General features: G+C 58.4%; 25 protein-coding genes. 15 read left to right on the forward strand and 10 right to left on the reverse strand.

Annotated features, from left to right (window positions below):
- Window positions 1–55: 55 nt before the first annotated feature.
- Window positions 56–1,039, forward strand: a complete 984-nt coding sequence (locus AC2FLU_RS02650; protein WP_496808327.1) for a quinone oxidoreductase family protein — start codon at window positions 56–58, stop codon at window positions 1,037–1,039.
- A 141-nt stretch (window positions 1,040–1,180) separates the two neighbouring features.
- Here the strand turns inward: AC2FLU_RS02650 and AC2FLU_RS02655 are convergent, their stop codons facing one another.
- The 7 genes from AC2FLU_RS02655 to AC2FLU_RS02685 form a co-directional block, all read right to left on the reverse strand.
- Window positions 1,181–1,657, reverse strand: a complete 477-nt coding sequence (locus AC2FLU_RS02655) for a YHS domain-containing (seleno)protein (RefSeq protein ID WP_480486578.1) — start codon at window positions 1,655–1,657, stop codon at window positions 1,181–1,183.
- A 192-nt stretch (window positions 1,658–1,849) separates the two neighbouring features.
- Entirely contained in the window at window positions 1,850–2,119 is a 270-nt protein-coding gene (locus AC2FLU_RS02660; protein WP_480539030.1) for a hypothetical protein, read from the reverse strand.
- Window positions 2,116–2,721, reverse strand: a complete 606-nt coding sequence (gene plsY / locus AC2FLU_RS02665; RefSeq protein ID WP_480474970.1) for a glycerol-3-phosphate 1-O-acyltransferase PlsY — start codon at window positions 2,719–2,721, stop codon at window positions 2,116–2,118. The genes AC2FLU_RS02660 and plsY overlap by 4 nt, the downstream gene beginning before the upstream one ends.
- Entirely contained in the window at window positions 2,721–4,001 is a 1,281-nt protein-coding gene (pyrC, locus tag AC2FLU_RS02670; protein ID WP_496808326.1) for a dihydroorotase, read from the reverse strand. Before pyrC ends, plsY begins: the two co-directional genes overlap by 1 nt.
- Window positions 3,998–4,384 (reverse strand): hypothetical protein, encoded by a 387-nt coding sequence (locus AC2FLU_RS02675; RefSeq protein ID WP_480474974.1) that lies wholly within the window; start codon window positions 4,382–4,384, stop codon window positions 3,998–4,000. The genes pyrC and AC2FLU_RS02675 overlap by 4 nt, the downstream gene beginning before the upstream one ends.
- Entirely contained in the window at window positions 4,369–4,887 is a 519-nt protein-coding gene (locus tag AC2FLU_RS02680) for a hypothetical protein (protein ID WP_480558742.1), read from the reverse strand. The genes AC2FLU_RS02675 and AC2FLU_RS02680 overlap by 16 nt, the downstream gene beginning before the upstream one ends.
- Window positions 4,884–5,819: an aspartate carbamoyltransferase catalytic subunit gene (locus tag AC2FLU_RS02685; RefSeq protein ID WP_267366053.1), complete on the reverse strand. Its 936-nt coding sequence runs from the start codon at window positions 5,817–5,819 to the stop codon at window positions 4,884–4,886. Before AC2FLU_RS02685 ends, AC2FLU_RS02680 begins: the two co-directional genes overlap by 4 nt.
- Window positions 5,820–6,328: 509 nt before the next feature.
- Between AC2FLU_RS02685 and AC2FLU_RS02690 the strand changes: the two genes are divergently transcribed.
- The 7 genes from AC2FLU_RS02690 (at window position 6,329) to AC2FLU_RS02720 (ending at window position 14,068) form a co-directional block, all read left to right on the forward strand.
- Window positions 6,329–6,643: a hypothetical protein gene (locus AC2FLU_RS02690; RefSeq protein ID WP_480558744.1), complete on the forward strand. Its 315-nt coding sequence runs from the start codon at window positions 6,329–6,331 to the stop codon at window positions 6,641–6,643.
- A complete protein-coding gene (locus AC2FLU_RS02695; RefSeq protein WP_496808325.1) occupies window positions 6,577–7,344 on the forward strand; it encodes a uracil-DNA glycosylase in 768 nt (255 codons plus the stop codon). Before AC2FLU_RS02690 ends, AC2FLU_RS02695 begins: the two co-directional genes overlap by 67 nt.
- Window positions 7,341–7,940 carry a metallophosphoesterase family protein gene (locus tag AC2FLU_RS02700; protein ID WP_480622959.1) on the forward strand — a complete coding sequence of 200 codons (600 nt, stop codon included), beginning with the start codon at window positions 7,341–7,343 and terminating at the stop codon, window positions 7,938–7,940. The genes AC2FLU_RS02695 and AC2FLU_RS02700 overlap by 4 nt, the downstream gene beginning before the upstream one ends.
- Window positions 7,937–8,557 (forward strand): LysE family translocator, encoded by a 621-nt coding sequence (locus AC2FLU_RS02705; protein WP_496808324.1) that lies wholly within the window; start codon window positions 7,937–7,939, stop codon window positions 8,555–8,557. Before AC2FLU_RS02700 ends, AC2FLU_RS02705 begins: the two co-directional genes overlap by 4 nt.
- Window positions 8,558–8,563: 6 nt before the next feature.
- Window positions 8,564–9,106 (forward strand): molybdenum cofactor biosynthesis protein B, encoded by a 543-nt coding sequence (gene moaB, locus AC2FLU_RS02710; protein ID WP_480604684.1) that lies wholly within the window; start codon window positions 8,564–8,566, stop codon window positions 9,104–9,106.
- A 106-nt stretch (window positions 9,107–9,212) separates the two neighbouring features.
- Entirely contained in the window at window positions 9,213–10,661 is a 1,449-nt protein-coding gene (locus AC2FLU_RS02715) for an efflux RND transporter periplasmic adaptor subunit (protein ID WP_496808323.1), read from the forward strand.
- Between the two features lie 5 nt (window positions 10,662–10,666).
- Window positions 10,667–14,068, forward strand: coding sequence for an efflux RND transporter permease subunit (locus tag AC2FLU_RS02720; RefSeq protein WP_480622957.1), 3,402 nt, complete (start codon window positions 10,667–10,669; stop codon window positions 14,066–14,068).
- Here AC2FLU_RS02720 and AC2FLU_RS02725 read toward each other — a convergent pair.
- Both AC2FLU_RS02725 and AC2FLU_RS02730 read right to left on the reverse strand, forming a co-directional pair.
- The gene (locus AC2FLU_RS02725) at window positions 14,065–14,484 is read right to left on the reverse strand and encodes an NUDIX hydrolase (RefSeq protein WP_480474988.1); all 420 of its coding nucleotides are present in this window, start codon (window positions 14,482–14,484) and stop codon (window positions 14,065–14,067) included. The two genes, AC2FLU_RS02720 and AC2FLU_RS02725, sit on opposite strands and share 4 nt — an antisense overlap.
- Before the next feature lie 4 nt (window positions 14,485–14,488).
- On the reverse strand, window positions 14,489–15,289 hold the full coding sequence (locus AC2FLU_RS02730) for a protein-disulfide reductase DsbD domain-containing protein (RefSeq protein ID WP_496714679.1): 801 nt from the start codon (window positions 15,287–15,289) through the stop codon (window positions 14,489–14,491).
- Between the two features lie 157 nt (window positions 15,290–15,446).
- Between AC2FLU_RS02730 and AC2FLU_RS02735 the strand changes: the two genes are divergently transcribed.
- On the forward strand, window positions 15,447–16,001 hold the full coding sequence (locus tag AC2FLU_RS02735) for a YqgE/AlgH family protein (RefSeq protein ID WP_480474992.1): 555 nt from the start codon (window positions 15,447–15,449) through the stop codon (window positions 15,999–16,001).
- Here AC2FLU_RS02735 and AC2FLU_RS02740 read toward each other — a convergent pair whose 3' ends face one another.
- Window positions 16,002–16,952, reverse strand: coding sequence for an L-threonylcarbamoyladenylate synthase (locus AC2FLU_RS02740; protein ID WP_480624680.1), 951 nt, complete (start codon window positions 16,950–16,952; stop codon window positions 16,002–16,004).
- 138 nt (window positions 16,953–17,090) lie between these two features.
- Here AC2FLU_RS02740 and AC2FLU_RS02745 point away from each other — a divergent pair, with 138 nt between their 5' ends.
- The 6 genes from AC2FLU_RS02745 (at window position 17,091) to AC2FLU_RS02770 (ending at window position 22,945) form a co-directional block, all read left to right on the forward strand.
- Window positions 17,091–18,794: an acyl-CoA dehydrogenase family protein gene (locus AC2FLU_RS02745; protein ID WP_496808322.1), complete on the forward strand. Its 1,704-nt coding sequence runs from the start codon at window positions 17,091–17,093 to the stop codon at window positions 18,792–18,794.
- Window positions 18,794–19,840, forward strand: a complete 1,047-nt coding sequence (locus AC2FLU_RS02750) for an MBL fold metallo-hydrolase (protein ID WP_496808321.1) — start codon at window positions 18,794–18,796, stop codon at window positions 19,838–19,840. Before AC2FLU_RS02745 ends, AC2FLU_RS02750 begins: the two co-directional genes overlap by 1 nt.
- Window positions 19,841–19,844: 4 nt before the next feature.
- Window positions 19,845–20,297, forward strand: coding sequence for a DUF6173 family protein (locus tag AC2FLU_RS02755; protein ID WP_480475001.1), 453 nt, complete (start codon window positions 19,845–19,847; stop codon window positions 20,295–20,297).
- A 56-nt stretch (window positions 20,298–20,353) separates the two neighbouring features.
- Window positions 20,354–22,195, forward strand: a complete 1,842-nt coding sequence (locus tag AC2FLU_RS02760) for a glycerophosphodiester phosphodiesterase (protein ID WP_496714676.1) — start codon at window positions 20,354–20,356, stop codon at window positions 22,193–22,195.
- A complete protein-coding gene (locus AC2FLU_RS02765) occupies window positions 22,182–22,721 on the forward strand; it encodes a hypothetical protein (RefSeq protein WP_480483080.1) in 540 nt (179 codons plus the stop codon). The genes AC2FLU_RS02760 and AC2FLU_RS02765 overlap by 14 nt, the downstream gene beginning before the upstream one ends.
- An 89-nt stretch (window positions 22,722–22,810) precedes the next feature.
- Window positions 22,811–22,945 carry an aa3-type cytochrome c oxidase subunit IV gene (locus tag AC2FLU_RS02770; RefSeq protein WP_267364539.1) on the forward strand — a complete coding sequence of 45 codons (135 nt, stop codon included), beginning with the start codon at window positions 22,811–22,813 and terminating at the stop codon, window positions 22,943–22,945.
- Window positions 22,946–22,950: the final 5 nt, after the last annotated feature.

Here is a 22,950-nt window from a genome sequence, read left to right on the forward strand (position 1 = left end):
GGATTGCCCTGTGTCACAGTCATGTTAGCTTGATGGCAGGCAAGAGGAGGTCAGGATGCAGAAAACAGCGAAAACGGTTGTGATTCACGAATTTGGTGGGCCTGAGGTTTTGCGGATCGAAGACAGGCCTGTAGGTGACCCCGGTCCGGGTGAGATACGTATTCGGCATCAGGCCTGCGGGTTGAACTTCATCGACGTATATCAACGCACCGGCCTGTATCCCCTTGATCTTCCCCATGCTTTAGGCATGGAAGCGGCGGGAACCGTTGAGGCGGTTGGGGATGGGGTGACCCACCTTCAGCCGGGGCAGCGGGCCGCTTACGCCGCAGCCCCGCCCGGTGCTTATTGTGAGGCGCGCGTGATGCCCGCTGCGCAGGTTTGCCCGCTACCGGATGGCATCACATTCGAAGCCGGTGCAGCGATGATGCTGAAAGGTCTGACGGTTGAATACCTATTTCACCGGACCACACCATTGAAACGGGGTGATACGGTCCTGTTCCATGCGGCAGCTGGCGGGGTCGGGCTGATCGCATGCCAATGGGCTAAATCCGAAGGCATCACCTTGATCGGAACGGCGGGGAGTGACGAGAAATGCAGCCTTGCGCGGTTTAACGGGGCCGCGCATTGCATCAATTACAGGTCCGAGAATTTCGCAGAACGCGTGGCTGAGATTACAAAGGGTCAGGGCGTAGACGTGGTGATGGACTCGGTCGGAGCGGACACGTTCGAAGGATCACTGGATTGCCTGAAACCGCTGGGCATGATGATTTCCTTCGGCAACGCCTCGGGCCCGGTTCCACCGTTCAACCTTGGGATTCTGGGCCAGAAAGGCTCGCTCAAGATCACCCGGCCCACGTTGTTTACTCATATCGCGGATCATGCGGTGTGTCAGGCAATGGCACGTCGCCTGTTTGGCAAAGTCGAGGGGGGTGAGGTCAAAGTCCATGTCGATCAGCGTTTTGCCTTGGATCAGGTTGCTGATGCGCATCGTGCGCTTGAGGCGCGGCAAACGACTGGCAGCACAATTCTGGACCTGTAACTCTGGACCTGTAACGCAGTATCCAAACGATATTGCCCATTGAATTGGGACACTTGATGCGCTGAATGGGAAGGGCAAGAGGTCTTCAATAACATACGGCGGCGGAAAACCCGCCGCCGCTGTGCCTGAAATAATCAGGTTTTACTGCGATTGCAGCTCTGCCGGGGATTTTTCAGCAATCGTTTCCCAGTTTGCGCTCGCGCTTTCGATGAAACCCGGGATGTCGCCTTCCCAGCGCTCCTGAATGTCTTTGGACAGGTTCAGATACAGCTTGTTGTCAACGATCTTCCAGTGGTTCGGGTCGCCGTCGAATTTAAAGCCCATGGCCGCGCCGAAGGCACAATAGCCGCCATATGCGGGCAGATATGCATCAGGATTGGCTTCAAAGGCTACTTTGTTTTCTTCCGACGAAAACCGGTACAGTGCATCATCGTGCAATGCAGTAATGCGGTAATCGCCCTTGGTCGCTTCGCCAGCGGTGAAGTACGCCACCGGATCATAGCCCTGCATGGCCAGACCAGTCGAGCTTGCGTTGATTTCGACGCCAGCCGCCAGTGCGGAGGTTGCCAACGTGACAGACAGTGCCACGCCACTGATCAGAGATTTAAACTTGTTCATTGCTTCACCTTTCGTGAAATGAGCCCGTTCAGCACCGCAATAATTGCCGCCGTAAGGCCCAGATTGTTGTCCTGTGTGGCCCGTAATTGACCGTCACGATAGCGATTTGGGAAGCGGGCTGATCACGTTCAAAACAATGAATTGTGATTGTGCGCAGGTGATAGAGCCACTGTTCTTTTTTGCGGAGCCGCCTCAGGTATCCGGCGTTAGGTTCAGGACAAATGCGATGACTTTGTTTGCGGGCATTTCACAGGGTCGAAGCAACGCGCCGCTGCCCTGGGTCTGATACAGGTTCAGGCTGATATAGTCGGTTCCGCCTAGCTCGTGCGCAACCAGCTTGTGGGATTTACCACGCGCTATTTGTTGACGCACAACAACATAGCGTCGACCGCCGGAGGTTCCGGTGAAACTGCCCAACGGCAGTGCAAAAAGGGCAGACAGAAACGCGTCTGACGCAGTCACGGTTTTCCGATTCTGGGTTCCGTTCCGGCCTTGATCCGGGCAACGTTCGAGCTGTGCCGCCAGTAGACAAGAAGTGTCAGAATTATCCCAAGGATAAATGTAGTCCCGTTTGTCAGCAACAACACCCAGGTTGTGGAAAGCGCAGCAGCTGCCAGTGCACCAACTGAAGATATTCGCCAGATTGCCGCCGCGACCAGCCAAGTGAGGCAGCAGGCAACACCGACGCGCCAGTCCAGTGCCAGCCAAAGCCCCAGAAAGGTCGCCACGCCCTTGCCGCCCTTGAAGCTCAGCCAAACCGGAAAGCAATGGCCCAAAAACGCCAATAGTGCAGCCACTTGGGCCGCATCTTCACCCGCATAGGCACGTGCAATCAGAACGGCCGCCGCGCCTTTACCTGCGTCAAACAGCAAGGTCAGCGCCGCAGCGGCCTTGTTGCCGGTGCGCAGGACATTTGTCGCCCCGATATTGCCGGACCCGATCTCGCGCAGATTTCCCAGCCCCATGATCTTGGCAAGCAACAAGCCGAAGGGAATGGAGCCCATCAGGTATCCAACCACCGCCCATTGGAGCAGTTCGCTAGTCGAGTTGTCGATTGGGGGCATCAGGGTCTCCGGAACACTTCATTACCTGCTACATAGGTCGAAATGACCTTACCTTGCATCCGCTGGCCGTCAAATGGAGTGTTCTGAGATTTTGATTTTAGTGCAAACCGATCAAGCACAAAAGGCACATCCGGATCGAACAGAACCAGATCGGCTGGCGCGCCTTTCGACAGGCGACCGCTGTCCAACCCAAGCCGCTTGGCCGGGTTAAGGGCCATGGCCCGAAACAGCGTCGGCAGATCCAGCTGGCCCGCGTGATACAGGCGCAAGGCCGCGGGCAGAAGCGTTTCCAGTGCGACCGCACCCGAGGCCGCTTCTTCAAACGGCAGGCGCTTGCTTTCTTCGTCCTGAGGGGTGTGCATCGAGCTGATGATATCGATCAGCCCGGTGCTAACGGCTTCGATAACCGCTTGCCTGTCGTTTTCTGATCGCAGCGGCGGCTTGACCTTGAAGAAGGTGCGATAGTCGGCCACGTCAAGCTCGTTCAACGTCAAGTGGTGGATCGACGTCCCTGCGGTTATGTCCAGCCCATTGTGCTTGGCGCGCTCCAGTGCAGGCAGCGCCCGGGCCGTGGTGATCTGGTCGGCGTGATAGGCGGCGCCGGTCATCTCCAACAGGGCAATGTCGCGGTCCAGCCCCATTCGTTCCGCCATTGGCGAAACCGCAGGCAGGCCGCGTAATGCTGCGAACTTGCCGCTGGTCGCCGCGGCCCCGGCGCTCAGCCCCGGCTCTTGCGGATGGGCTATCACAAGCGCGCCACAGGACTTCGCATAGGTCAGGGCGCGGTAAAACACCTTTGTATTGGTGATGACGTGATCGCAATCGGTGAAGGCGATCGCGCCCGCGTCCAACAAAAACCCGATTTCGGTCATCTCGCGCCCTTCGCGCCCTTTGGTCAGGGCAGCCATCGGCAGAACATTGACCGGCGCATCGGCCTGCGCCCGGCGTGTCGCGAATTCCAGCGTTTCCGGTGTGTCGACTGCTGGCAGAGTATCTGGTCGGGTGACAATCGTCGTGACACCGCCAGCCGCGGCAGCAAGTCCTGCTGACCGATAGCTTTCCTTATGACGTTCACCGGGTTCACAGACCTTGACGCCAATATCGATGATGCCAGGGGCGAGGCACTTGCCGTTGCAATCTACGATATGCCCCTCCGTACTCGGAGCAATTCCTTCGCCTCGGGCGGTAATCCGGCCATCGTTCACCTGCAACCAGCCAGTTGACTCTGCTCCCGCTTCGGGGTCGATCAGGCGTGCGTTGGTGAAAAGAACGGTATTCATGGAACAGCCCTTTCGATGGCGGCCTTCGTGGCGGCGGGATCGGCCTGATACTTGATCAGGTGTTTGTCTCCGCCCTTGGTAACGACTTGCACGAAACTGCCCATGGTTTTGACCGCCTCGATCTGATTCAGCGCAACTTTTCGCTCGCCGGGACCGGTCAACAAAGTGTCGGTCATCTTCCAGTTTGCGGCCAGTTCTTCCGATGCCAGATACCACGCGCGGATGCCGATAGCGGCGAGGCCAGCAGGTGCTCCGGTCCAGACATAAGGGTTGCCGGTCAACCACAACACAGCCATTGCACCGGCCATGGCAGCGGCCGCAAGCCACGCATTGGTGCGGATATACGCGCCCTTGTCCGGGGCAAAGACTACAGGATCAGCCATAGAATCCCTCCGGTGATCAAAAGTACTACCAATGCCATAACAGCCGAGCCTATGCGGAGCGGTTTGTTGTCAACCGGCGCGGTTTGCGGGGCCGAGAAAGGTCTGGCGCTTTCGGTTTCGATCGTTCCGCCGGTCCAATTGGTTGCCTCTTCCGTGAAAAGGCCCGTCAGGTGCAGCCGGGGATCGGGTTCAAGTGTCATGGTCTGGTCTTTGAACGCTGCGCTGCGCAGGACCATGACCCATCCGCCGATCTGCGCCAGCGCGGCACGGTCCAACTGATCCTCGGACACGCCACACCCTTCGTTCAGATAGCCGTAAAGCCCAAGTTCCTCGAGGTCGGACACCGGAAAGATGTCGATCTGCTCGGGGTCCAGCCCGTCGACGCCAAGCACCTGATCGGCGGCACCCGGTTCGCGCAGGAACTTTGCCTCTTCTGGGCGCATGTCCATCGTGAACAGGCGCAGGACGCCGCGTTCATGGGGGGCGACCTTCAGATTGTTCATGCAACCTCGCGCAGGTTGCGGGCCAGAAGGTCCATGGCGGCCATCCGGACAGCGACCCCCATCTCCACCTGCTCCTGTATAACGGATCGATTGATGTCATCAGCCAGGGTTCCGTCGATCTCAACCCCGCGGTTCATTGGGCCGGGGTGCATGACAATGGCATCGGGTTTGGCCAGCGCCAGTTTTTCCGCATTCAGGCCGTACCGGTGGTAGTACTCGCGTTCTGACGGGATGAAGCCCCCATCCATTCGTTCTTTCTGAAGGCGCAGCATCATGACCACATCGACGTCTTTGAGGCCTTCGTTCATGTCGTCATATACCTCGGCCCCGAACTCGGCGAATTGCGACGGCACGAGTGTGGGCGGGCCGATCAGACGAATGCGGTTTTCCATCTTGCCCAGCAGGATCAGGTTCGAGCGTGCAACACGGGAGTGCGCGACATCGCCGCAAATGGCGATGTTCAGACGGTGCAGGCGACCTTTTGCGCGGCGGATCGTCAGCGCGTCCAGTAGCGCTTGTGTCGGATGTTCATGCCGCCCGTCGCCTGCGTTCAGAACAGCACAGTTGACCTTTTGCGCCAGCAGATCGACCGCGCCTGAATGCGGGTGACGCACCACCAAAAGGTCGGGATGCATCGCGTTCAGGGTCAGCGCAGTGTCGATCAACGTCTCGCCCTTTTTGATCGAACTGGCCTGCATCGCCATGTTCATCACGTCCGCGCCCAGACGCTTGCCAGCCAGTTCGAAGCTTGCCTGCGTTCGGGTTGAGTTTTCAAAGAACATGTTGATCTGGGTCAGCCCCGACAGCACGTCCGAATGTTTGGTCGACTGGCGGTTCATGTCGACATAGGTTTCGGCCAGGTCGAGAATTTCGGTGATATCGGATTGCGACAGATGCTCGATGCCAAGAAGGTGACGATGGGCGAAACGCATGGGCGGGCTCCTGTCTGACAATCGGGCCGCTTATAGAAAGCCACGCGGGGCAAAGCAACCTAGGGATCAGAACCCTCTGGCAGTTTTTCGCAGCCGCCTTCTGGCAGGCATTGTTCACCCGGTTTGCACCATTTGCCGTATCCACAGTCGATGGCTTTGATCGGCACGCAACCCTGATGGGTCGAGCATTTGAATCCCGGACGGCACTGCGAGCCTGTTTCTTCGCACAGGAACCATCCCGGGCGGGAACAACCCCCACCCGGCAAGCAGGACGCGCCGCGCGCGCAAGTGCGGCCATCCTCGCATATTGTGGGGGGGGCTGTACCCGGATCTGGTGTGATCCGTTCACATTCGCCGCGCCCATTGCAAAAACTGTCACCGGGGCAATCCAGACGCGATGTGCATTTGTTCGCGCCTGTGGGTGCACAGCTCGCTCCTCCGGCAACGCAGCGTTCAAACGGACCGCAACTGCGCCCGCCACCGCAATAGGTGCCGCCCAGCAGTATGCAGTGCCCATCAAAGCTGCATCTTTGACCGCCGGAACAGCAGGTGGTGCCGCATTTGAACTGGCCCGCACGGCACTGGCCCTGTTCGTTGTGGAACGTCGCCAATACCGGATTGCCGGTAAGCACCAGTCCAAGCCCGATCAGGAGGATTCGCAAGGTTCTGAGCATCGTGCCCTGATGGTCGACGCGACAGAGCGACCGATCAAGCCCAATTCGCTTTCCATCAGCCCTCAGGCAGGTAAATTACCCATATGGAATCGGGCTTGGACTATTACTCTGCACGGGCCCTGCTGGAATGGCAGGTCGAACTGGGCGTGACCGAGGCAATCGGGGACGCTCCGGTTGATCGATATTCGGTGCAGGATACGTCACCAAAGCCCAAAAAGGCAGAGGTTGCGGCAACCACCCCGTCAAAGCCCGGACAGATTGACCCGGTAACGGTTGCGCAAGCAGCGGCCAAGGGGGCGGGGTCACTGGATCAGCTGCGCGATGCGATGGAAGCTTTTGATCACTGCGAGCTGAAGCGCGGGGCGCGGCAGATGGTTTTTGCTGATGGAACGCCCGGTGCGCGGGTGATGATCATCGGTGAGGCTCCGGGCCGCGACGAAGACCGCGAGGGCAAGCCCTTTGTCGGGCGCGCGGGCCAGTTGCTGGATCGCATGTTGGCCGCGATTGATCTGGATCGCAGGCAGAACGTCTATATCACAAACGTGCTGCCATGGCGGCCCCCACAGAACCGTGACCCAAAGCCCGAAGAAATCGGGATGATGAAGCCGTTCCTGGAACGTCACGTGGCGCTGGCCCGGCCCGAGGTGCTGGTGGTGATGGGTAATATCAGCTGTCAGGCCGTTCTGGGCAAGCGCGGGATTACCCGATTGCGCGGCCAGTGGGATCAGGCGCTGGACCTGCCTGTGATCCCGATGTTTCATCCAGCTTATTTGCTGCGCCAGCCGCAAATGAAGCGTCAGGCCTGGGCTGATCTGCTGGAGTTGAAAGCCCGGCTGCGAGGTGAGTCATGAAGGTCTTGGCGTTTTCCGATCTTCACATGGCGCGCAATCGCGCCGCTGATCTGGTGGCGGCCAGCGCTGATGCCGACCTGGTTATTGGCGCCGGGGATTATTGTAACATGCGTCTGGGTCTGGACGAAGCGATGCAGATGCTTTCGGGCGTTTCAGCGCCCCTGGTCCTGATACCCGGGAATGCCGAAAGCGCAGAGGATCTGGGCAAAGCTGTGCCCGAGGGTGTGCATGTTCTGCATGGAACGGGAATGACAGTGGATGGATTGCGCCTGTTCGGACTCGGCTACGGTGTTCCACCCACACCGTTTGGTGATTGGTCCTGTGATCTGACCGAGGGTGAGGCCGCCGAACTGCTGGCGCGCTGTGACAGAGCGGATATCCTGATCTCGCACTCACCGCCCAAGGGTCATGGGGATGTGACCTCGCAAGGTATGGCTGTTGGTTCGGTCGCTGTCCGGAACGCGATCGAAAGGATACAGCCCCGTTTCACGTTTTGCGGCCATATTCACGACAGCTGGGGTTATCGCGGCTCGATTGGCCGCACCCGGATCGCCAATCTCGGTCCCAAGGTAAACTGGTTCGAGGTCGCCGTATGATCGAGACGGTAACGCTGCTTGCCTTCATTCCCGCTGCGCTGGCGCTGAACCTGACACCGGGGGCGGATATGATGTTCTGTTTCGGTCAGGGTTTGCGATCAGGTCCGCGTGCTGCAATTGCCGCAAGTGCCGGGATTTCCGCGGGTGGAATGATACAGGTCCTTCTGGCTGGGCTGGGCCTTGGCGCGGCGGTTACGGCCGTGCCATCGCTGTTCGATGTCATTCGCTGGGTTGGTGTTGCATACCTGTTGTATCTGGCCTGGTGTGCCATTCGAAATGGCGCAGTATCAGCCGAGGCACCCGTCAAACCGGCCCGGTTGTCTTTTTGGGACGGAATGCTTGTCAATCTGACGAACCCCAAGGTTATCCTGTTCGTTCTTGCCTTCATCCCTCAATTTGTTGACCCGTCGCGGGGATCAGTCCTGGTGCAGTTTTTGATCTTTGGCACAATCATCGGCACCGGTGGGTTCGTGGTGAACGGGCTGGTTGGTGTTTTCGCCGGAAGCGCGGGGCGTCATCTGGTCTCGAATCCGCGCGCCTCACGTATTTTGGGCTGGATTACAGGGGGCATTTTTGCGGCCCTTGCGGTCCGGCTTGCCATCCTGGAAAGGGCCTGACACCACATGTCGCGCATTGACGAAACAATGGAGTTCATCCCGGTTAAGATCGCCGTTCTGACAATCTCGGATACCAGATCGATGGAAGAGGACCGCTCGGGTCAGACATTGGTGGACCGGATCGAAAAGGCAGGCCATGTCGTCGCCGATCGGAGGATAATTCGGGACGAGCGCAGAGAGATCGCAGATCAGTTGCGCGCGTGGGTGGCGGACGAACAGATCGACGTTGTGATTTCGACCGGCGGAACGGGCCTGACCGGGCGCGATGTCACCGTCGAGGCGCATCGCGATGTCTATGAGAAAGAGATAGAAGCCTTTGGCACCGTCTTCACGATCATCTCGATGGAGAAGATTGGAACTTCGGCGGTGCAGTCGCGGGCGACGGGGGGCGTTGCCGGGGGGACATACCTGTTCGCCTTGCCCGGCAGCCCGGGAGCCTGCAAGGATGCGTGGGACGGTATATTAGAAAAACAGTTCGATTATCGCCATCGCCCGTGCAATTTTGTGGAAATAATGCCCAGATTGGACGAACATCTGCGACGGAAGTAGACTGGTCATACGTTCCGTTCCGTATAACCGCCTTGTGGCTTGGCATATTTCCTGATCCAGCTACATGTTGTGGACGGCAGCGTGGTGCAACCGGGGTAACTGATCGATGCGATTTCTGCGGCATAGTCTTGTCGGTATTTTTCTGGCGTTTCTGGCGCTGGCTTTGTTGTTCGTTGCCGTGCAGATGATCGTGGGGGCCGTTCAGGAGGCTTTGACGCACGATAACGCGACACCGCCCTCGCGAGAAAGGATCTTTGCTGTTGCGGTTCGGCCTGCCGAGGCGGAAACCGTCACCCCATATCTTGAAGCTTTCGGAGAGGTTCAAAGCCGCCGCAGGCTGGAGCTGCGTGCGGCGCTTGGAGGTCGCGTTGTCGCGCTGGCAGAAGACTTTGAAGATGGTGGAATTGTTGAGGCTGGCGAAGTGCTGGTCGAACTGGATCCGGCAGATGCGCAATCTGCGCTGGATCGGGCAAAGTCCGATCTCTTGGACGCCCAATTTGAAGAGCGAGATGCAGAACGCTCGTTGCTGCTGGCGCAGGACGAGCTGAAATCGGCCGAGGCTCAGGCGGAACTGCGGGAAAGGGCGTTGCAACGCCAACGGGATCTGGAATCACGGGGCGTGGGGGCCGCCGCCAGCGTGGAAGAGGCCGAACTGGCCGCAGCATCATCGCAACAGGCCGTTCTGGCGCGGCGTATTGCGCTGGCACAGGCTGAATCCCGTGTGGATCAGGCATCAACCCTGTTTGCCCGAGCCATGATAGCACTGGAAGCTGCGGAGCGCGATCTGGGCGACATGACAATCCGGGCAGGCTTTGGCGGCACTTTAACGGATGTGACGCTTGTGGAAGGGCGGCTGGTATCGGCAAATGAAAAGCTGGCCGAACTGGTTGATCCCAACGACCTTGAAGTGGCGTTTCGGGTGTCGACCGCGCAATATGTGCGGCTTCTGGATGGCGGCGATCGTCTGATCAATGCGCCGGTCACCATATCTCTTGAAGTGACAGGGACCGATCTGACCGCGGTTGGCCAGATTAGCCGCGATAGCGGGTCTGCCGGTGAAGGCCAGACCGGGCGGTTGATCTATGCCCGCCTGCAAGAGGCATCGGGGTTTAAACCTGGAGATTTCGTTACGGTTTCAGTTCAGGAACAGCCCCTTGCCGGAGTTTACCGACTGCCGTCTTCGGTCCTTGATGCATCCGGAACTGTTCTGGTGCTTGGCCCTGATGACCGATTGGAAAGTCTGCCGGTTCAGCTCATCCGCCGCCAGGGGGACGAAGTTCTGCTGCGGGGCGACGGGTTGGAAGGGCGTGAGGTCGTCGTCGGACGAACCCCCCTGCTTGGGTCGGGCGTGCGTGTTCGGCCCCTGCGGCTTGAGGCGGGTGCAGACCCCGGAATGGTCGAGCTGACGGACGAGAAACGCGCCGAACTTGTAGCTCAAGTCGAGGCGAACAGTGCGATGCCACCGAAGGAAAAGACGAAGGTTCTAACCCGGCTGCGCGAAGCTCGAGTGCCGACATCTTTGGTGCGCAGTATTGAAACCAGGGCTGGGGGATAAACGCCATGATGCGCGAGATACCTGGCGCGGCGGGTGGCCTTCTCAGTTATTTCACGCGGCATCGGACAGTTGCCAACCTGCTGTTGCTTGTCATGCTGGTTCTTGGCGCGGCGGCAATCCCGAACATGCGTGCACAGTTCTTTCCGGACGTCATTCTGGAACGCGTCGATGTATCCGTAACCTGGGATGGTGCCGGGCCCGAGGACATGGACGCCGGGATCGTGCAGTTGCTGGAACCTGCGCTGCTGGCCGTCGAAGGGGTGACCAGTACCGAGGCTTCCTCGCATCCGGGCTGGACCCGTATCAGGCTGGAATTCGAACCCAACTGGGATGTGTCCCGCGCTGTTGAGGAAGTCCGGACCGCCGTAGACGCTGTCACAGATCTGCCGGAAGACGCTGAGGAGCCCAAGATTCAACGCGGTGCGTGGCGTGATCGGGTGACGGATGTGGTGATTACCGGTCCGACCGATACTGCTCAGCTGGCTAAGCTGACGGATGAGCTTATCAATCGTTTATTCGCATCAGGTGTGACCCGCACGACAATCCGGGGTATTGCCGCACCGCGCATCGTTGTCGAGGTCACCACCGCTCAGTTAATCGCAAACGATATAACGATGGCCGAAATCGCGGCAGCGATAGGTGCCGAAGTCAATACGGACCCCGCTGGCAATGTCGAAGGTGCGGGTGCTCGTGTCCGGGCGGGAACTGAGAAACGCACGCCAGAACAGATCGAAGGCATCGCTCTGCGGACGAACGAAGATGGGTCGAAACTGAAGGTTGGTGACATTGCCAGAATTTGGGTAGAAGGCGTCACCCGCGACCGCAGCTATTATGTGGGCGACAATCCCGCCATGTCGATCAGAGTGGACCGGTCGAACCTGGGCGATGCGATAGGTATTCAGCACACGGTGGAGGACGTTGCCCGCGAGATGCAGGCCAGCCTGCCTGAAGGTGTGAGAATTGATCTGATCCGCACCCGGGCGCAAGCAATTACCGACCGGTTGAACATCCTCGTGGATAACGGGCTGATGGGGCTGGGGCTTGTTGTCATCCTGTTGTTCCTATTTCTCAATGCGCGCATTGCGTTTTGGGTTGCTGCGGGTATCCCGGTGGCGATGTCGGCGGCGATTGCGCTGATGTATCTGGGCGGTCTGTCGCTGAACATGGTTTCACTGTTTGGTCTGATCATTACGTTGGGGATCGTTGTAGATGATGCCATTGTCGTGGGGGAGCACGCTGATTTTCGCTCCCGCCGATTGGGCGAGACACCAGTGGAAGCCGCAGAGCGCGCCGCGCGTCGAATGGCAATGCCGGTTCTGGCCGCCACGGTAACGACGGTGATTGCGTTTTTCGGCCTGACGTTGGTTGGAGGACGTTTCGGAGAGCTGATCCGCGATATCCCTTTCACGGTGATCGCAGTACTGGTTGCATCGCTGGTGGAATGCTTCCTGATCCTGCCCAATCACATGGCGCATGCAATTGCGCATTCGGCCAAAGAACACTGGTACGATCTGCCGAACCGTGTCGTCAATCGTGGCTTTCGTTGGGTTCGGGATCACTTGTTCCGTCCGCTGATCGCCTGGGTGATCTGGGCGCGTTATGTGGTGGCCGCGCTGATGATCGCCATCCTGGCCAGTCAGGTCGCATTGTTCATTCGTGGCGACGTGAACTGGCGGTTCTTCAACGCGCCTGAACGCAGTTCGGTTAGCGGCGGGTTTATTATGCGCGAAGGGTCGACCCGGTCAGATACACTTGAGATGATGCGCATTCTACAGGATGCAACCAACGAACTGGGTCGGATCTACGAAGAGCGTCATGGCCGAAATCCAATTGACTATGTCCTGGCTGAAGTTGGTGGCAATGCCGGGCGTGCGCTTGCTGCGGCTGACGGCAAGGACGGCAGTGTGCTGGGAGGTATTTCGATTGAATTGATCGACGCCGATCTGCGCCCATATTCGAGTTTTGAGTTTGTGGGCGAGCTACAGGATTTCGTACCGCGTCACCCCAAGGTCGAAGTGATCAGCTTCCGCGGTTGGCGGTCCGGCCCCGGCGGCGATGCAATCGATGTGCAATTTTATGGCTCAGACGTAAATGTCCTGAAAGCCGCATCTGAAGATCTGCAAACTGCGCTGTCGAAGTTTCCTGAAGTTTCGGCACTTGAGGACACTTTGGCATATGACAAGGAAGAGTTTCTTCTTGACCTGACGGCGCAGGGTCAGGCGCTGGGCTTTCGGATCGAAACGCTGGGGCGGGCTTTGCGCAACCGTTTGAACGGGATTGAGGCCGCAACCTTCCCTGACGGGCCGCGCAGTGCCGAGATCCGTGTCGAACTGCCCGAAGGTGAACTGACAGCAGATTTTCTGGAACGAACTCTGATGCGTTCTCCTGATGGGGTCTACGTACCTTTGGCTGATATCGTTTCGGTCGAGCGCAAGTCCGGGTTTTCGACGGTTCGGCGTGAAAACGGCCTGAGGGTGGTTTCGGTAACAGGCGATATTTCGGAAGACGATCCGGCACGGGCCGCCGAAATTGAACGCGTGATGCAGGACGAGATCCTTCCCAATATCGCGGCCGAAAGGCAGGTTGAGTGGCGCATGTCGGGTCTGAGCGAACAGGAAAACGAATTCCTGTCCGAGGCCCGCAACGGTCTGATCCTGTGCCTGACCGGTATTTATCTTGTACTGGCCTGGGTTTTTGCCAGCTGGACACGACCCCTTGTGGTTATGGCGATTATTCCCTTTGGCCTGGTCGGGGCAATTTGGGGCCATTACATCTGGGAGGTTCCGCTGAGCATGTTCACGGTTGTCGGGTTGTTGGGCATGACAGGGATCATCATCAACGATTCGATCGTTTTGGTGACTACGATCGACGCATACCAGCAGGATCGCGGGTTGATTCCGTCTATTCTGGATGGCACGGCAGACAGGTTGCGCCCCGTGATGCTGACCACGCTGACGACGGTTCTTGGCCTTGCGCCCTTACTATATGAAGGCTCTCAACAGGCGCAATTCTTGAAACCGACTGTAATCACACTGGTATACGGGCTTGGTTTCGGAATGTTGCTGGTGTTGGTTCTTGTACCTGCCTTGCTGGGAATTCTTAATGACGTGGCACGTCCGATGACAGCCATGCGCCGTGCTGCACGGGCCCCTGACAAGGTTGTTCGTGGCGCGTTGGCCGGAACCGGCGTGATACTTGGGATCTGGTTTGCCTTGACGATGATCTGGCCCGCTGTCAACGGTGCACCGCTTGCCATGCTACAAAGCCTTTATCCCGGTGATGATGGCATTGCCGCATTGAAAATGGGGCTGGGCGCGTTTGTTGCCGGCGCTGTACCGATTGTGATTCTAAGCATTGCTGCCTCAGGTATACTCTATGGTCGCCTCACGAAATCGGCAGGTACTTAAACCGCAAGCAAGGCATATTCCAAAAGCTCAATGACCCGCGCGCTCATGGGCAGGTTGCCCTGGCGTATCTGATCGATGGGAAACCACCGGGCATCAAGTGCGTCGTCACCGGCCCTCGGCGTGCCCGAGCGATACTGACATGCGACCCCGACCAGCAGGTAATGGGACACGACCAGCCCATCTGGGGTTCGGCGCAGAAGGTCCAGATTGTTCAGATAATGTGACGGTTGCGCGATCACCGAGGTTTCTTCCAGCAATTCGCGTTGCGCCGCTTCCAATACGGTTTCACCCCATTCGACATGGCCACCGGGAAACCCCCACAGCCCGGCGTCGGGCTGCTTGCTGCGCTGAACCAGAAGAACCTGATCCTGGTGCAGAACAACGGCCAGGGCACCGATTTTTGGCGATTGGGTCATGAATTCAGCCTGCGCTGCAACCCTGAATATCAACTGCGTGATTGGCGCCCAGAACTGTAATCCGGATTTCAGACCGATCCAGCGCAAAGGGTGTACCCGATGCATTGATAATCTCGGCCTCGGCCACCAACGTATCGCCCTGCCGTTGCGCAACCGGCTGCGAAGCCCAGAGGGTGGGATTGCCGGGTTCGATCACAGCAACTTCATGACCACCTGCCGATGGCATGGTCACTCGTGCTTCGATACGCATACCATCTTTCGTTGGCGTCAGACGACACGTGGCACTGGACACGCGAGCTTCCTGCGCGGAATAGGGACGTTGCGCCAGTGCCGCGGCAATCGCGGGATGGCGCCCGGCATTGGCGTCGAGCGTGTGGTCAAAGCCCAGACGTTCCGGAACACAAACGTCTTTGCAGACGCCCAGATCCATTTCGCCCTGCAATCGGACCGGCTTGGCAGGGTTGCGCGGCGTAATCTCAATAGGAAGGACCAGTTGGTTCTTGTAACCGATCGACTGCAACCCGTTCTGATCAAAGACATCGGGGGCAGGCCATGTGATCTCAATCCGCCCGACATTGCTTGACCGTTTCCAGTTGATTTCCGGCGGGATGCCAGCGTCTCCGGGCGCGCGCCAGTAGGTTTTCCAACCATCCTCGAGCGTCAGCTTTAAGGCGGTAAGATAAGTGCCGTTTGCAGTCCGGCCACCATCCAGAACATCCAGCTGAACGACACCATCCAGACCCTGTGCGGCAACCGGGGCGGACAGATGCAGGCAAGCAAGTGCGGCGACAGCAGTGTGTTTCATCGACATCTTCATCCCTCTTAAATGCGCGGCGTTGGCCCGGATTCCAAGTCACGTTCTGTTCACTGGGATGAAATCCGCCAAAATACCCGTTGTTCTCTTGCCAATAGACATGCTGCGGGGCCATTGTTGAGGTGTTCTGAGAAAGAGATGGCGGCCCATGGACCTGACCGGAAAACTGTTGATTGCGATGCCCGGTATGGGGGATCCGCGATTCGACCATTCGGTGGTGTATGTGTGCAGCCACGGCGACGATGGAGCCATGGGTTTGATTGTGAACAAGCCCTCGGACCTGCGGATAAAGACCTTGCTGGGTCAACTGAACATCGCCTGCCGTATTCCGATTGTCGGAGAGCGCCTTGTGCATTTCGGTGGGCCGGTCGAGATGTCGCGCGGCTTTGTCCTTCACAGCGCCGATTACGAGGCCAACCTGCATTCAATGCAGATTTCTGAGGACTTCAGCATGACGGCGACACTTGATGTGCTCGAGGATTTGGCGTCAGGCAGCGGGCCGCTGAACTCGATGCTGGCGCTGGGTTATTCCGGCTGGGGGCCCGGTCAGCTTGAGGATGAAATTGCCATGAACGGTTGGCTGACCACCGACGCGACACCCAAGCTTGTTTTCGATGTGCCCGATGATGCGAAATGGGAGGCAGCGTTGGCTACTTTGGGCGTGGACCCGCTAACCCTTTCTGCCAGCGCAGGGCGGGCCTGATCAGCTGTCGCGAGGTGCTGCAGCGCGCCGCAGCCGGTCATTGATTGCCGCCCCCAATGCCGTGCCTGGGATCGGAGAAACGGCAATCGGTCGCCCGGTTTCGTTCAGTTGATGCAGAAACGCAAACAGATTTGCCGCCGCTTCGGTCAGGTCGCCAATGGCGGACAAGTTCAGGTCGCACTCAACCTGTCCAAATCCCAGCAACACCTCGTCACCCTGACGGGTTTCGGCATTCAAACGGACCGGAGCATCCGGCGCATAATGCGATTGCAACTGGCCGGGGGCGGTCAGAAGGTCACCGGATTGATGCAGATGTAGGTGTGTTTTCAGCGTCTCTTCGATTTGCTCCAGCGCGATGCCACCTGGACGCAAAAGCGCGGGTTCCCCAGCCAGACCGATGATGGTGGATTCAAGCCCGACACCGCACGGCCCGTCATCCAGAACAGCCGCGATCTTGCCGCCAAGACCTGACCAGACATGACTTGCCTTGGTCGGACTGATCTGACCCGACGGGTTTGCAGATGGCGCAGCAACCGGGCCATCAAATTCGGCCAGCAGCGCGTGCGCTGTCGGATGTGCCGGAACGCGCACGGCCAGCGTGTCCAAACCTGCCGTCACTAGCGAAGAAATCCCGTGCCCTTCGCGCAAGGGCAAAACCAAGGTAAGCGGACCGGGCCAAAAGGCCTGCGCCAGATGCTCGGCCTGATTTGACCATAGCACATACCGTTGCGCCGCGGCGACCGATGCGACATGTGCGATCAGGGGGTTGAAACTGGGCCGCCCCTTGGCCTCGTAGATCGACGCCACCGCCTGCCCGTTGCGTGCATCGCCGCCCAGGCCATAGACCGTCTCGGTCGGGAAGGCGACCAGAAGGCCCTGTCGCAACATATCTGCAGCCCGCGCGATACCGCCGGGATCCGCCGTCAATTCCTGAGTGCCGGTTGAGATCATAACTGGTGACGCCGCGTTTTGGTTGCTTGAAACATAAGGGACAGTAGGTAATTGATCCAAGCTCATACGCTTACCGGCGCTTGCCCACAATTCCAAGCCTGCCGATATGTTCTGAATTGTTAGCCTTCGAGAGTGATCATGCCCTATCGCACCCCAATTTCAGATTACCAGTTCCTGCTGGACCATGTGGTCGGGTTCGACCAGGTCGCTGCGACGGATAAATTTGTTGATGCCAGCGGGGATGTGGTCAATGCGATCCTGACCGAAGCTGGAAAAATGTGCGAAGAGGTGATGGCCCCTCTGCAGCGCCCCGGTGATCTGGAACCTGCACGACTTGAAAATGGCGTGCTGCGAACTTCTCCGGGATATGCAGACGGTTGGAAGGCAATTGCCGAAGGTGGCTGGATCGGGATCAGTGGCAATCCTAAATACGGGGGGATGGGGCTGCCTATGACCATCACCACGGCGGTCAACGAGATGATGAGTGCTGCTTGCCTGTCGCTTCAACTTGCGCCGCTTATGTCTCAGGGCCAGATTGAGGCGTTGGAGCATCACGCCAGCGACGAATTGAAAGCGCTGTATCTGCCTAAGATGATGACGGGGGAATGGTCGGGCACCATGAACCTGACCGAAGCTCAGGCCGGATCGGATGTTGGCGCGCTGTCTGCGAAGGCTGAGCCGAACGGTGACGGGACATATTCGATCACCGGTCAAAAGATATTCATCTCGTGGGGCGATACCGATTTTACCGAGAATGTCTGCCATCTGGTACTGGCTCGCCTTCCCGATGGGGTGCCCGGCACCAAAGGGATTTCATTGTTCCTTGTCCCTAAATTCCTGCCTGACGCAAATGGTGACCCGGGCGCGGCCAATGATCTAAAAGTGGTTTCGCTGGAACACAAGATGGGTTTGCACGGATCGCCCACCTGCGTGATGCAATATGACAGAGCCAAAGGCTGGCTGGTGGGTGCCGAACATGGCGGTATGGCTGCCATGTTTACCATGATGAACAATGCGCGTCTTGGTGTGGGCGGACAGGGCGTGGGCGTGGCCGAAGGTGCATACCAGCATGCGTTGGCCTATGCCCTGGAACGGAAACAAGGCAAAACGCGGTCCGAGACGATCATCGATCATGCGGATGTGCGCCGCATGCTTTTGGATATGCGTGCTGATGTTTATGCCGCGCGCGCGATCCTGTTGGCCAATGCGGTTGCGATCGATATGGCAGAGGCCACTGGTGACGCCGATTGGGCTGCGCGGGCCGCGCTGTTGACGCCGATCAGCAAGGCGTTTGGTACTCAGACCGGGATGCGTGTGGCTGAAACCGGGGTCCAGGTGCATGGTGGCATGGGGTATATTGAGGAAACCGGCGCGGCACAGTTCTATCGCGATGCGCGTGTCACCGCGATCTACGAGGGCACCAACGGTATTCAGGCGATGGACCTTGTTGCGCGGAAGATGATGGACGGGGGCGAGGCTGCTTCGAACCTGCTGGATGAGATCGAAGACCAGGCCGAACGCGCCCGTGCAACGCTGCCTGATCTGGCGGGTCCGGTCTGGGAAGCCACCGAAACACTGCGCGAGGCGACAGAATGGCTGGTGGCACAGGATGATTTGAATAACCGCTTTGCAGGCGCCGTTGCTTATTTGCAGGCTTTTGCCCGGGTGCTGGGCGGGCATTATCACCTGACCGCAGCCCTTGCCGACCCAGAGGGACCGCGGGCGAAACTGGCGCGATATTATATCAACACCCTGTTGCCCGAACATTCGGGCCTTTTGGCGCGGGCGCAGAACGGGGCGGATGACCTTTTCGCGCTGAGCACGGACGAGTTTGCGGCCTGATGGATGGGGATCACGTCTTGGGGATCAGATATCCGTGGGCTGAACCGCCCGCGCAGGGCGCGGCCACCGAGATTGCCCAAGGTGTTCTCTGGATGCGCCTGCCCCTGCCGATGGCGCTGGACCATGTAAACATCTACGCTCTGGACGATGGCGACAGCTGGACCGTGATCGATACGGGGCTGTCCTCGAACAAGACGCGGCGCATCTTGGAAGCGTTGATGGCCGGGCCACTTGCAGGCAAGCCGATCAGGAGGGTGGTGGTGACTCACCATCATCCCGACCATGTTGGCAATGCCGGATGGTTTCAGACGGAACACGGCGCCGAGCTGGTGACAAGCCGCACCTCGTGGCTGTTTGCGCGGATGCTGACGCTGGATGTGCAGGAAACCTGGCCGCAAGAAACGCTGGAATTCTATCGCAGTGCGGGGATGGCATCCGATGTTCTGAACAAACGGATGGCGGACCGGCCCTTTAATTTTGCCGACACGGTCTATCCCATGCCGCTGGGTTTTACCGGGATCAAGCAGGGTGACGTGATCCGTATGGGTGGACGTGACTGGGACCTTCATATGGGCAATGGCCATGCGCCGGAACACGCCACCTTCTGGAGCCGCGATGACAATCTGGTACTCAGCGGTGATCAGATCCTCAGTTCAATCAGTCCCAATCTGGGTGTCTATGCGACCGAACCCATGGCAGATCCGGTGTCAGGATGGATGGAGGCCTGTGAGAGGCTTCAGGTACTCGCCCGTCCCGATCATCTGGTTTTAGGCGGGCACAAATTGCCCTTCACCGGTCTGCCGTTGCGCATGAAGCAGTTGATTGACAACCACCATGGCGCGCTGGAACGGTTGCTGGATCATCTGGATCAGCCCAAATCTGCCGCTGACTGCTTTATGCCGCTGTTCAAACGTACAATCCAAGAGGGTGAGTATGGCCTTGCGCTGGTTGAGGCGGTTGCACATGTAAATCACCTCTACCACATTGGTGCAGTAACCCGGACGCAACGCGCGGATGGGGCATGGCTGTATCAGCGCAAAGGGTAGACGAATGCAGGACCAGATCGAAACCTCGGCCGAGGCCGCAGAAGCCGCAGCGTTGCCAAGATGTTACGAGGTGCACGCCGATCCGAAAGCCGAATCCGGAACCAAAAAACTGCCAGAGACGCTGAAAAAACCGGTGGCCAGCAAAAGCCCCGCACAATGGGCCTACGAGCGGCTAATCCTGTATATCCAGAATTTCGAACAGACATTGGACGGCGATCATGAGGTCGCCATGGGTTTCACTGGCGGCGATGCAGGCGTGATGCGGATCGAGGGGATGGGTTATTTCGACCCCGACATGATAACCTTTTACGGGTCCGACGGGACCGGAGCCCGCACGCAACTGGTGCAACATGTCAGCCAGTTGAACGTGATGTTGCGTGCGCTTCCCAAATCGGTTGAAGACAAGCCAGCCAACCGCATCGGGTTCCGCCTGGCTGCGGACCTGAAAGACAGCTGACTTGCAATTCACGTTTGCGCGCCTTTGAATGAATGAATCAGTTCGGAGGCGACCGCGTGAACAGATATTTCCATGCCGTAACACATGCCTACGCGGGGGCTTGGGCCCGGCGTCGGGTTTTTGTGCCAATTTATATCGCTGTGCGATTACTGCTTGTTGCGCTGATTGCGCCAGGGGTGGCACTGACGGTCAATCTGGCAGTCTCTCTGTCTGACCAGACGGCCTTGACGGATCAGGACATTGCCATGTTCCTGCTGTCTCCGGTCGGGTTTATCTCGTCTTTTGTAGTTCTGAGCCTGTTTCTGCTGGCCGAGGTCTTTGTGTTCTCGGTCATGGCCGGGTCGCTGCGTATGGGCGAACAAGATCCCTGGCGCGCTGGCAGTGCGGCGCTCGCGTTGATCCTGTCCCGTTTCCCGGCGTTGTTCGGATTTGCCGTGCGTTTCATCCTGCGTGTCCTGTTGCTTGCCCTGCCATTCGTGGCTGTCGCTGGCCTGATCGCGTGGTGGACGCTGACTGAATATGACATCAACTATTACCTGACCTTCCGCCCCCCCGCCTTCAAGGTGGCGGTTCTTTTGATCGGAGTGGTTGTTCTTGTACTGGCGTGGCTTTTGATCCGTCGCCTGTCCGCCTGGGCGCTGGCCCTGCATTTGGTCCTTTTCGAACGAACTGCGCCCCGAACGGCGTTTGCCCAAAGTGCGCAGAAGATGGAAGGCAGGCGCGGGCGGTTGAAGATCGAACTTGCCCTTTGGCTGGGGATGCGCCTTGTCATCGCCGCTTTGATTGCCGCAGTGGCCAGCCTTTTGTTTACTTTCGTACCCGTGCAGGACGGCAGCAACCTCAAGCTGGCCCTGACCTTCAGTTTTGTCGTCGCAGGGCTGTGGTCATTGGCGGGGCTGGTTCTGGCGGCAACGGCGCTGGGCGCGTTGGCCGTCTTGTTGGACGGGTTTTTCGATATTGACGCAAAAAAGATCGCCCACCCAGAACCCCGGAAAATTCGGGCGCCTGTATTTGTGACAGTGGGCGCATCCCTTGCCGCGTTGGTTATTGGCCTTTGGTCAGGTCAAAGTCTGCTGGAACGTGTGCAGGCCCCGGATCATGCCGAGGTCATTGGCCACCGGGGTGCAGCGGCCTTGCGGCCGGAAAACACGATGGCCTCGGTTCTGAAAGCCATCGAGGACGGCGCGGATTGGGTTGAAATCGACGTTCAGGAATCTGCGGATGATGTGATCATCGTGGCCCATGACAGCGATTTCATGAAGCTGGCGGGTGTTAACCTGAAGGTCTGGGATGCAACGATGGCGGATGTGGCAGATATCGACATCGGCAGCTGGTTTGATCCGGAATACGCCTCGGAACGAACGCCAACTCTGCGTGATGTGCTGGAGGCGGCCAAAGGCAAGTCCAGGGTTCTTATCGAACTGAAATACTATGGCCATGATATTGATCTGGAAAACCGGGTGATCAATCTGGTGGAAGAGTTGGAGATGCAGGACGAGGTCGCCACCATGTCGTTGAAATATCCGGCCGTCCAAAAGATGAAGAAACTGCGCCCGGACTGGCGTTCGGGTGTATTGGCGGCCACAGCCATTGGTGATCTGTCGGGGTTGGAGGGCGAGTTTGTCGCAATCAATGCAGGGATGGCAACTCCGGGCCTGATCCGAAAGGTTCACGATGCCGGTAAGGATATCTATGTCTGGACAGTGAACGATCCGCTGCAAATGTCCAAAATGGCGTCTATGGGCGTTGATGGTCTGATCACCGACCGCCCGGCCATGGCCAATGAGGTTCTGCGCGTGCGTGCCGAAATGGGACCAGCAGAGCGGCTGATGTTGTGGTTGGCCACGACTTTCGGATTGCAGGTCGACACCAAGGCGATGCGCGATGAAAGCCCTTAATCTTTCGCTGCTGTTGCTCGTTATTCCGCACGCCGCCTTGGCACAGGACTTGATGCGCCGGTTCGAAATGCCTGCCCATCGCGCCTTGATGGACCAGAGCGAAAGCGCCGAGCTGCAACCATTCGAAACAGACGGGTGTTCGGGTGGGTTGTCCGCAAGCTGGCGCTGGGTGGCAAAGCAGTTCCCGCAGGTTGGCGAGCTTTTTGAAGAACATCCGCCTTGGGAAAACTGTTGTGTGATCCACGACCGGGCATATCACAATGCCGGCGGCGCGGATTCGGCCGAGGAAAGCTATGACGCGCGTTTGGCGGCGGATGATGCCCTGCATGCCTGTGTTAAGGCGCATGGAGATCTGTATGCCGACGAATACGCGGATCGCTATGATATGGAACCTGACCAGATTCGCACCATTCACGCGATCACCGCGGATGCCATGTATGGGGCGGTTCGTTTCGGTGGCGGGCCGTGCAGCGGCCTGCCCTGGCGATGGGGGTTCGGTTATCCCGGATGCTCGGTCCTCAAGTAAGCGCGCCCTGCGCGCGAATGACGTGGTGACAGGCGTTTTGTTTTCCATTATCCAACAAATCAAACACGCGAATTGGGATTCTGAGACTCATGGCTGAATACAAGCACGGCGAAATGAACATCGACGTTCAAACCAAAACTTTCAACGGTTTCATCAAAGCCACCACCTGGTGTGTGGTCGCGATCGCCTTGTTGTGCCTGTTCCTGGCAGTTTTCGCCTCGTAAGCAAT

The sequence above is a fragment of the Ruegeria sp. SAZD013 genome, assembly GCF_059612525.1.

Coding starts and splice junctions, on each gene's coding strand:
- AC2FLU_RS02650 (WP_496808327.1), top strand. CDS start 56: ATGCAGAAAACAGCGAAAACGGTTGTGATTCACGAATTTGGTGGGCCT.
- AC2FLU_RS02655 (WP_480486578.1), bottom strand. CDS start 1,657: ATGAACAAGTTTAAATCTCTGATCAGTGGCGTGGCACTGTCTGTCACG.
- plsY (WP_480474970.1), bottom strand. CDS start 2,721: ATGCCCCCAATCGACAACTCGACTAGCGAACTGCTCCAATGGGCGGTG.
- pyrC (WP_496808326.1), bottom strand. CDS start 4,001: ATGAATACCGTTCTTTTCACCAACGCACGCCTGATCGACCCCGAAGCG.
- AC2FLU_RS02675 (WP_480474974.1), bottom strand. CDS start 4,384: ATGGCTGATCCTGTAGTCTTTGCCCCGGACAAGGGCGCGTATATCCGC.
- AC2FLU_RS02680 (WP_480558742.1), bottom strand. CDS start 4,887: ATGAACAATCTGAAGGTCGCCCCCCATGAACGCGGCGTCCTGCGCCTG.
- AC2FLU_RS02685 (WP_267366053.1), bottom strand. CDS start 5,819: ATGCGTTTCGCCCATCGTCACCTTCTTGGCATCGAGCATCTGTCGCAA.
- AC2FLU_RS02695 (WP_496808325.1), top strand. CDS start 6,577: ATGGAATCGGGCTTGGACTATTACTCTGCACGGGCCCTGCTGGAATGG.
- AC2FLU_RS02700 (WP_480622959.1), top strand. CDS start 7,341: ATGAAGGTCTTGGCGTTTTCCGATCTTCACATGGCGCGCAATCGCGCC.
- AC2FLU_RS02705 (WP_496808324.1), top strand. CDS start 7,937: ATGATCGAGACGGTAACGCTGCTTGCCTTCATTCCCGCTGCGCTGGCG.
- moaB (WP_480604684.1), top strand. CDS start 8,564: ATGTCGCGCATTGACGAAACAATGGAGTTCATCCCGGTTAAGATCGCC.
- AC2FLU_RS02715 (WP_496808323.1), top strand. CDS start 9,213: ATGCGATTTCTGCGGCATAGTCTTGTCGGTATTTTTCTGGCGTTTCTG.
- AC2FLU_RS02720 (WP_480622957.1), top strand. CDS start 10,667: ATGATGCGCGAGATACCTGGCGCGGCGGGTGGCCTTCTCAGTTATTTC.
- AC2FLU_RS02725 (WP_480474988.1), bottom strand. CDS start 14,484: ATGACCCAATCGCCAAAAATCGGTGCCCTGGCCGTTGTTCTGCACCAG.
- AC2FLU_RS02730 (WP_496714679.1), bottom strand. CDS start 15,289: ATGAAACACACTGCTGTCGCCGCACTTGCTTGCCTGCATCTGTCCGCC.
- AC2FLU_RS02735 (WP_480474992.1), top strand. CDS start 15,447: ATGGACCTGACCGGAAAACTGTTGATTGCGATGCCCGGTATGGGGGAT.
- AC2FLU_RS02740 (WP_480624680.1), bottom strand. CDS start 16,952: ATGATCTCAACCGGCACTCAGGAATTGACGGCGGATCCCGGCGGTATC.
- AC2FLU_RS02745 (WP_496808322.1), top strand. CDS start 17,091: ATGCCCTATCGCACCCCAATTTCAGATTACCAGTTCCTGCTGGACCAT.
- AC2FLU_RS02750 (WP_496808321.1), top strand. CDS start 18,794: ATGGATGGGGATCACGTCTTGGGGATCAGATATCCGTGGGCTGAACCG.
- AC2FLU_RS02755 (WP_480475001.1), top strand. CDS start 19,845: ATGCAGGACCAGATCGAAACCTCGGCCGAGGCCGCAGAAGCCGCAGCG.
- AC2FLU_RS02765 (WP_480483080.1), top strand. CDS start 22,182: ATGAAAGCCCTTAATCTTTCGCTGCTGTTGCTCGTTATTCCGCACGCC.
- AC2FLU_RS02770 (WP_267364539.1), top strand. CDS start 22,811: ATGGCTGAATACAAGCACGGCGAAATGAACATCGACGTTCAAACCAAA.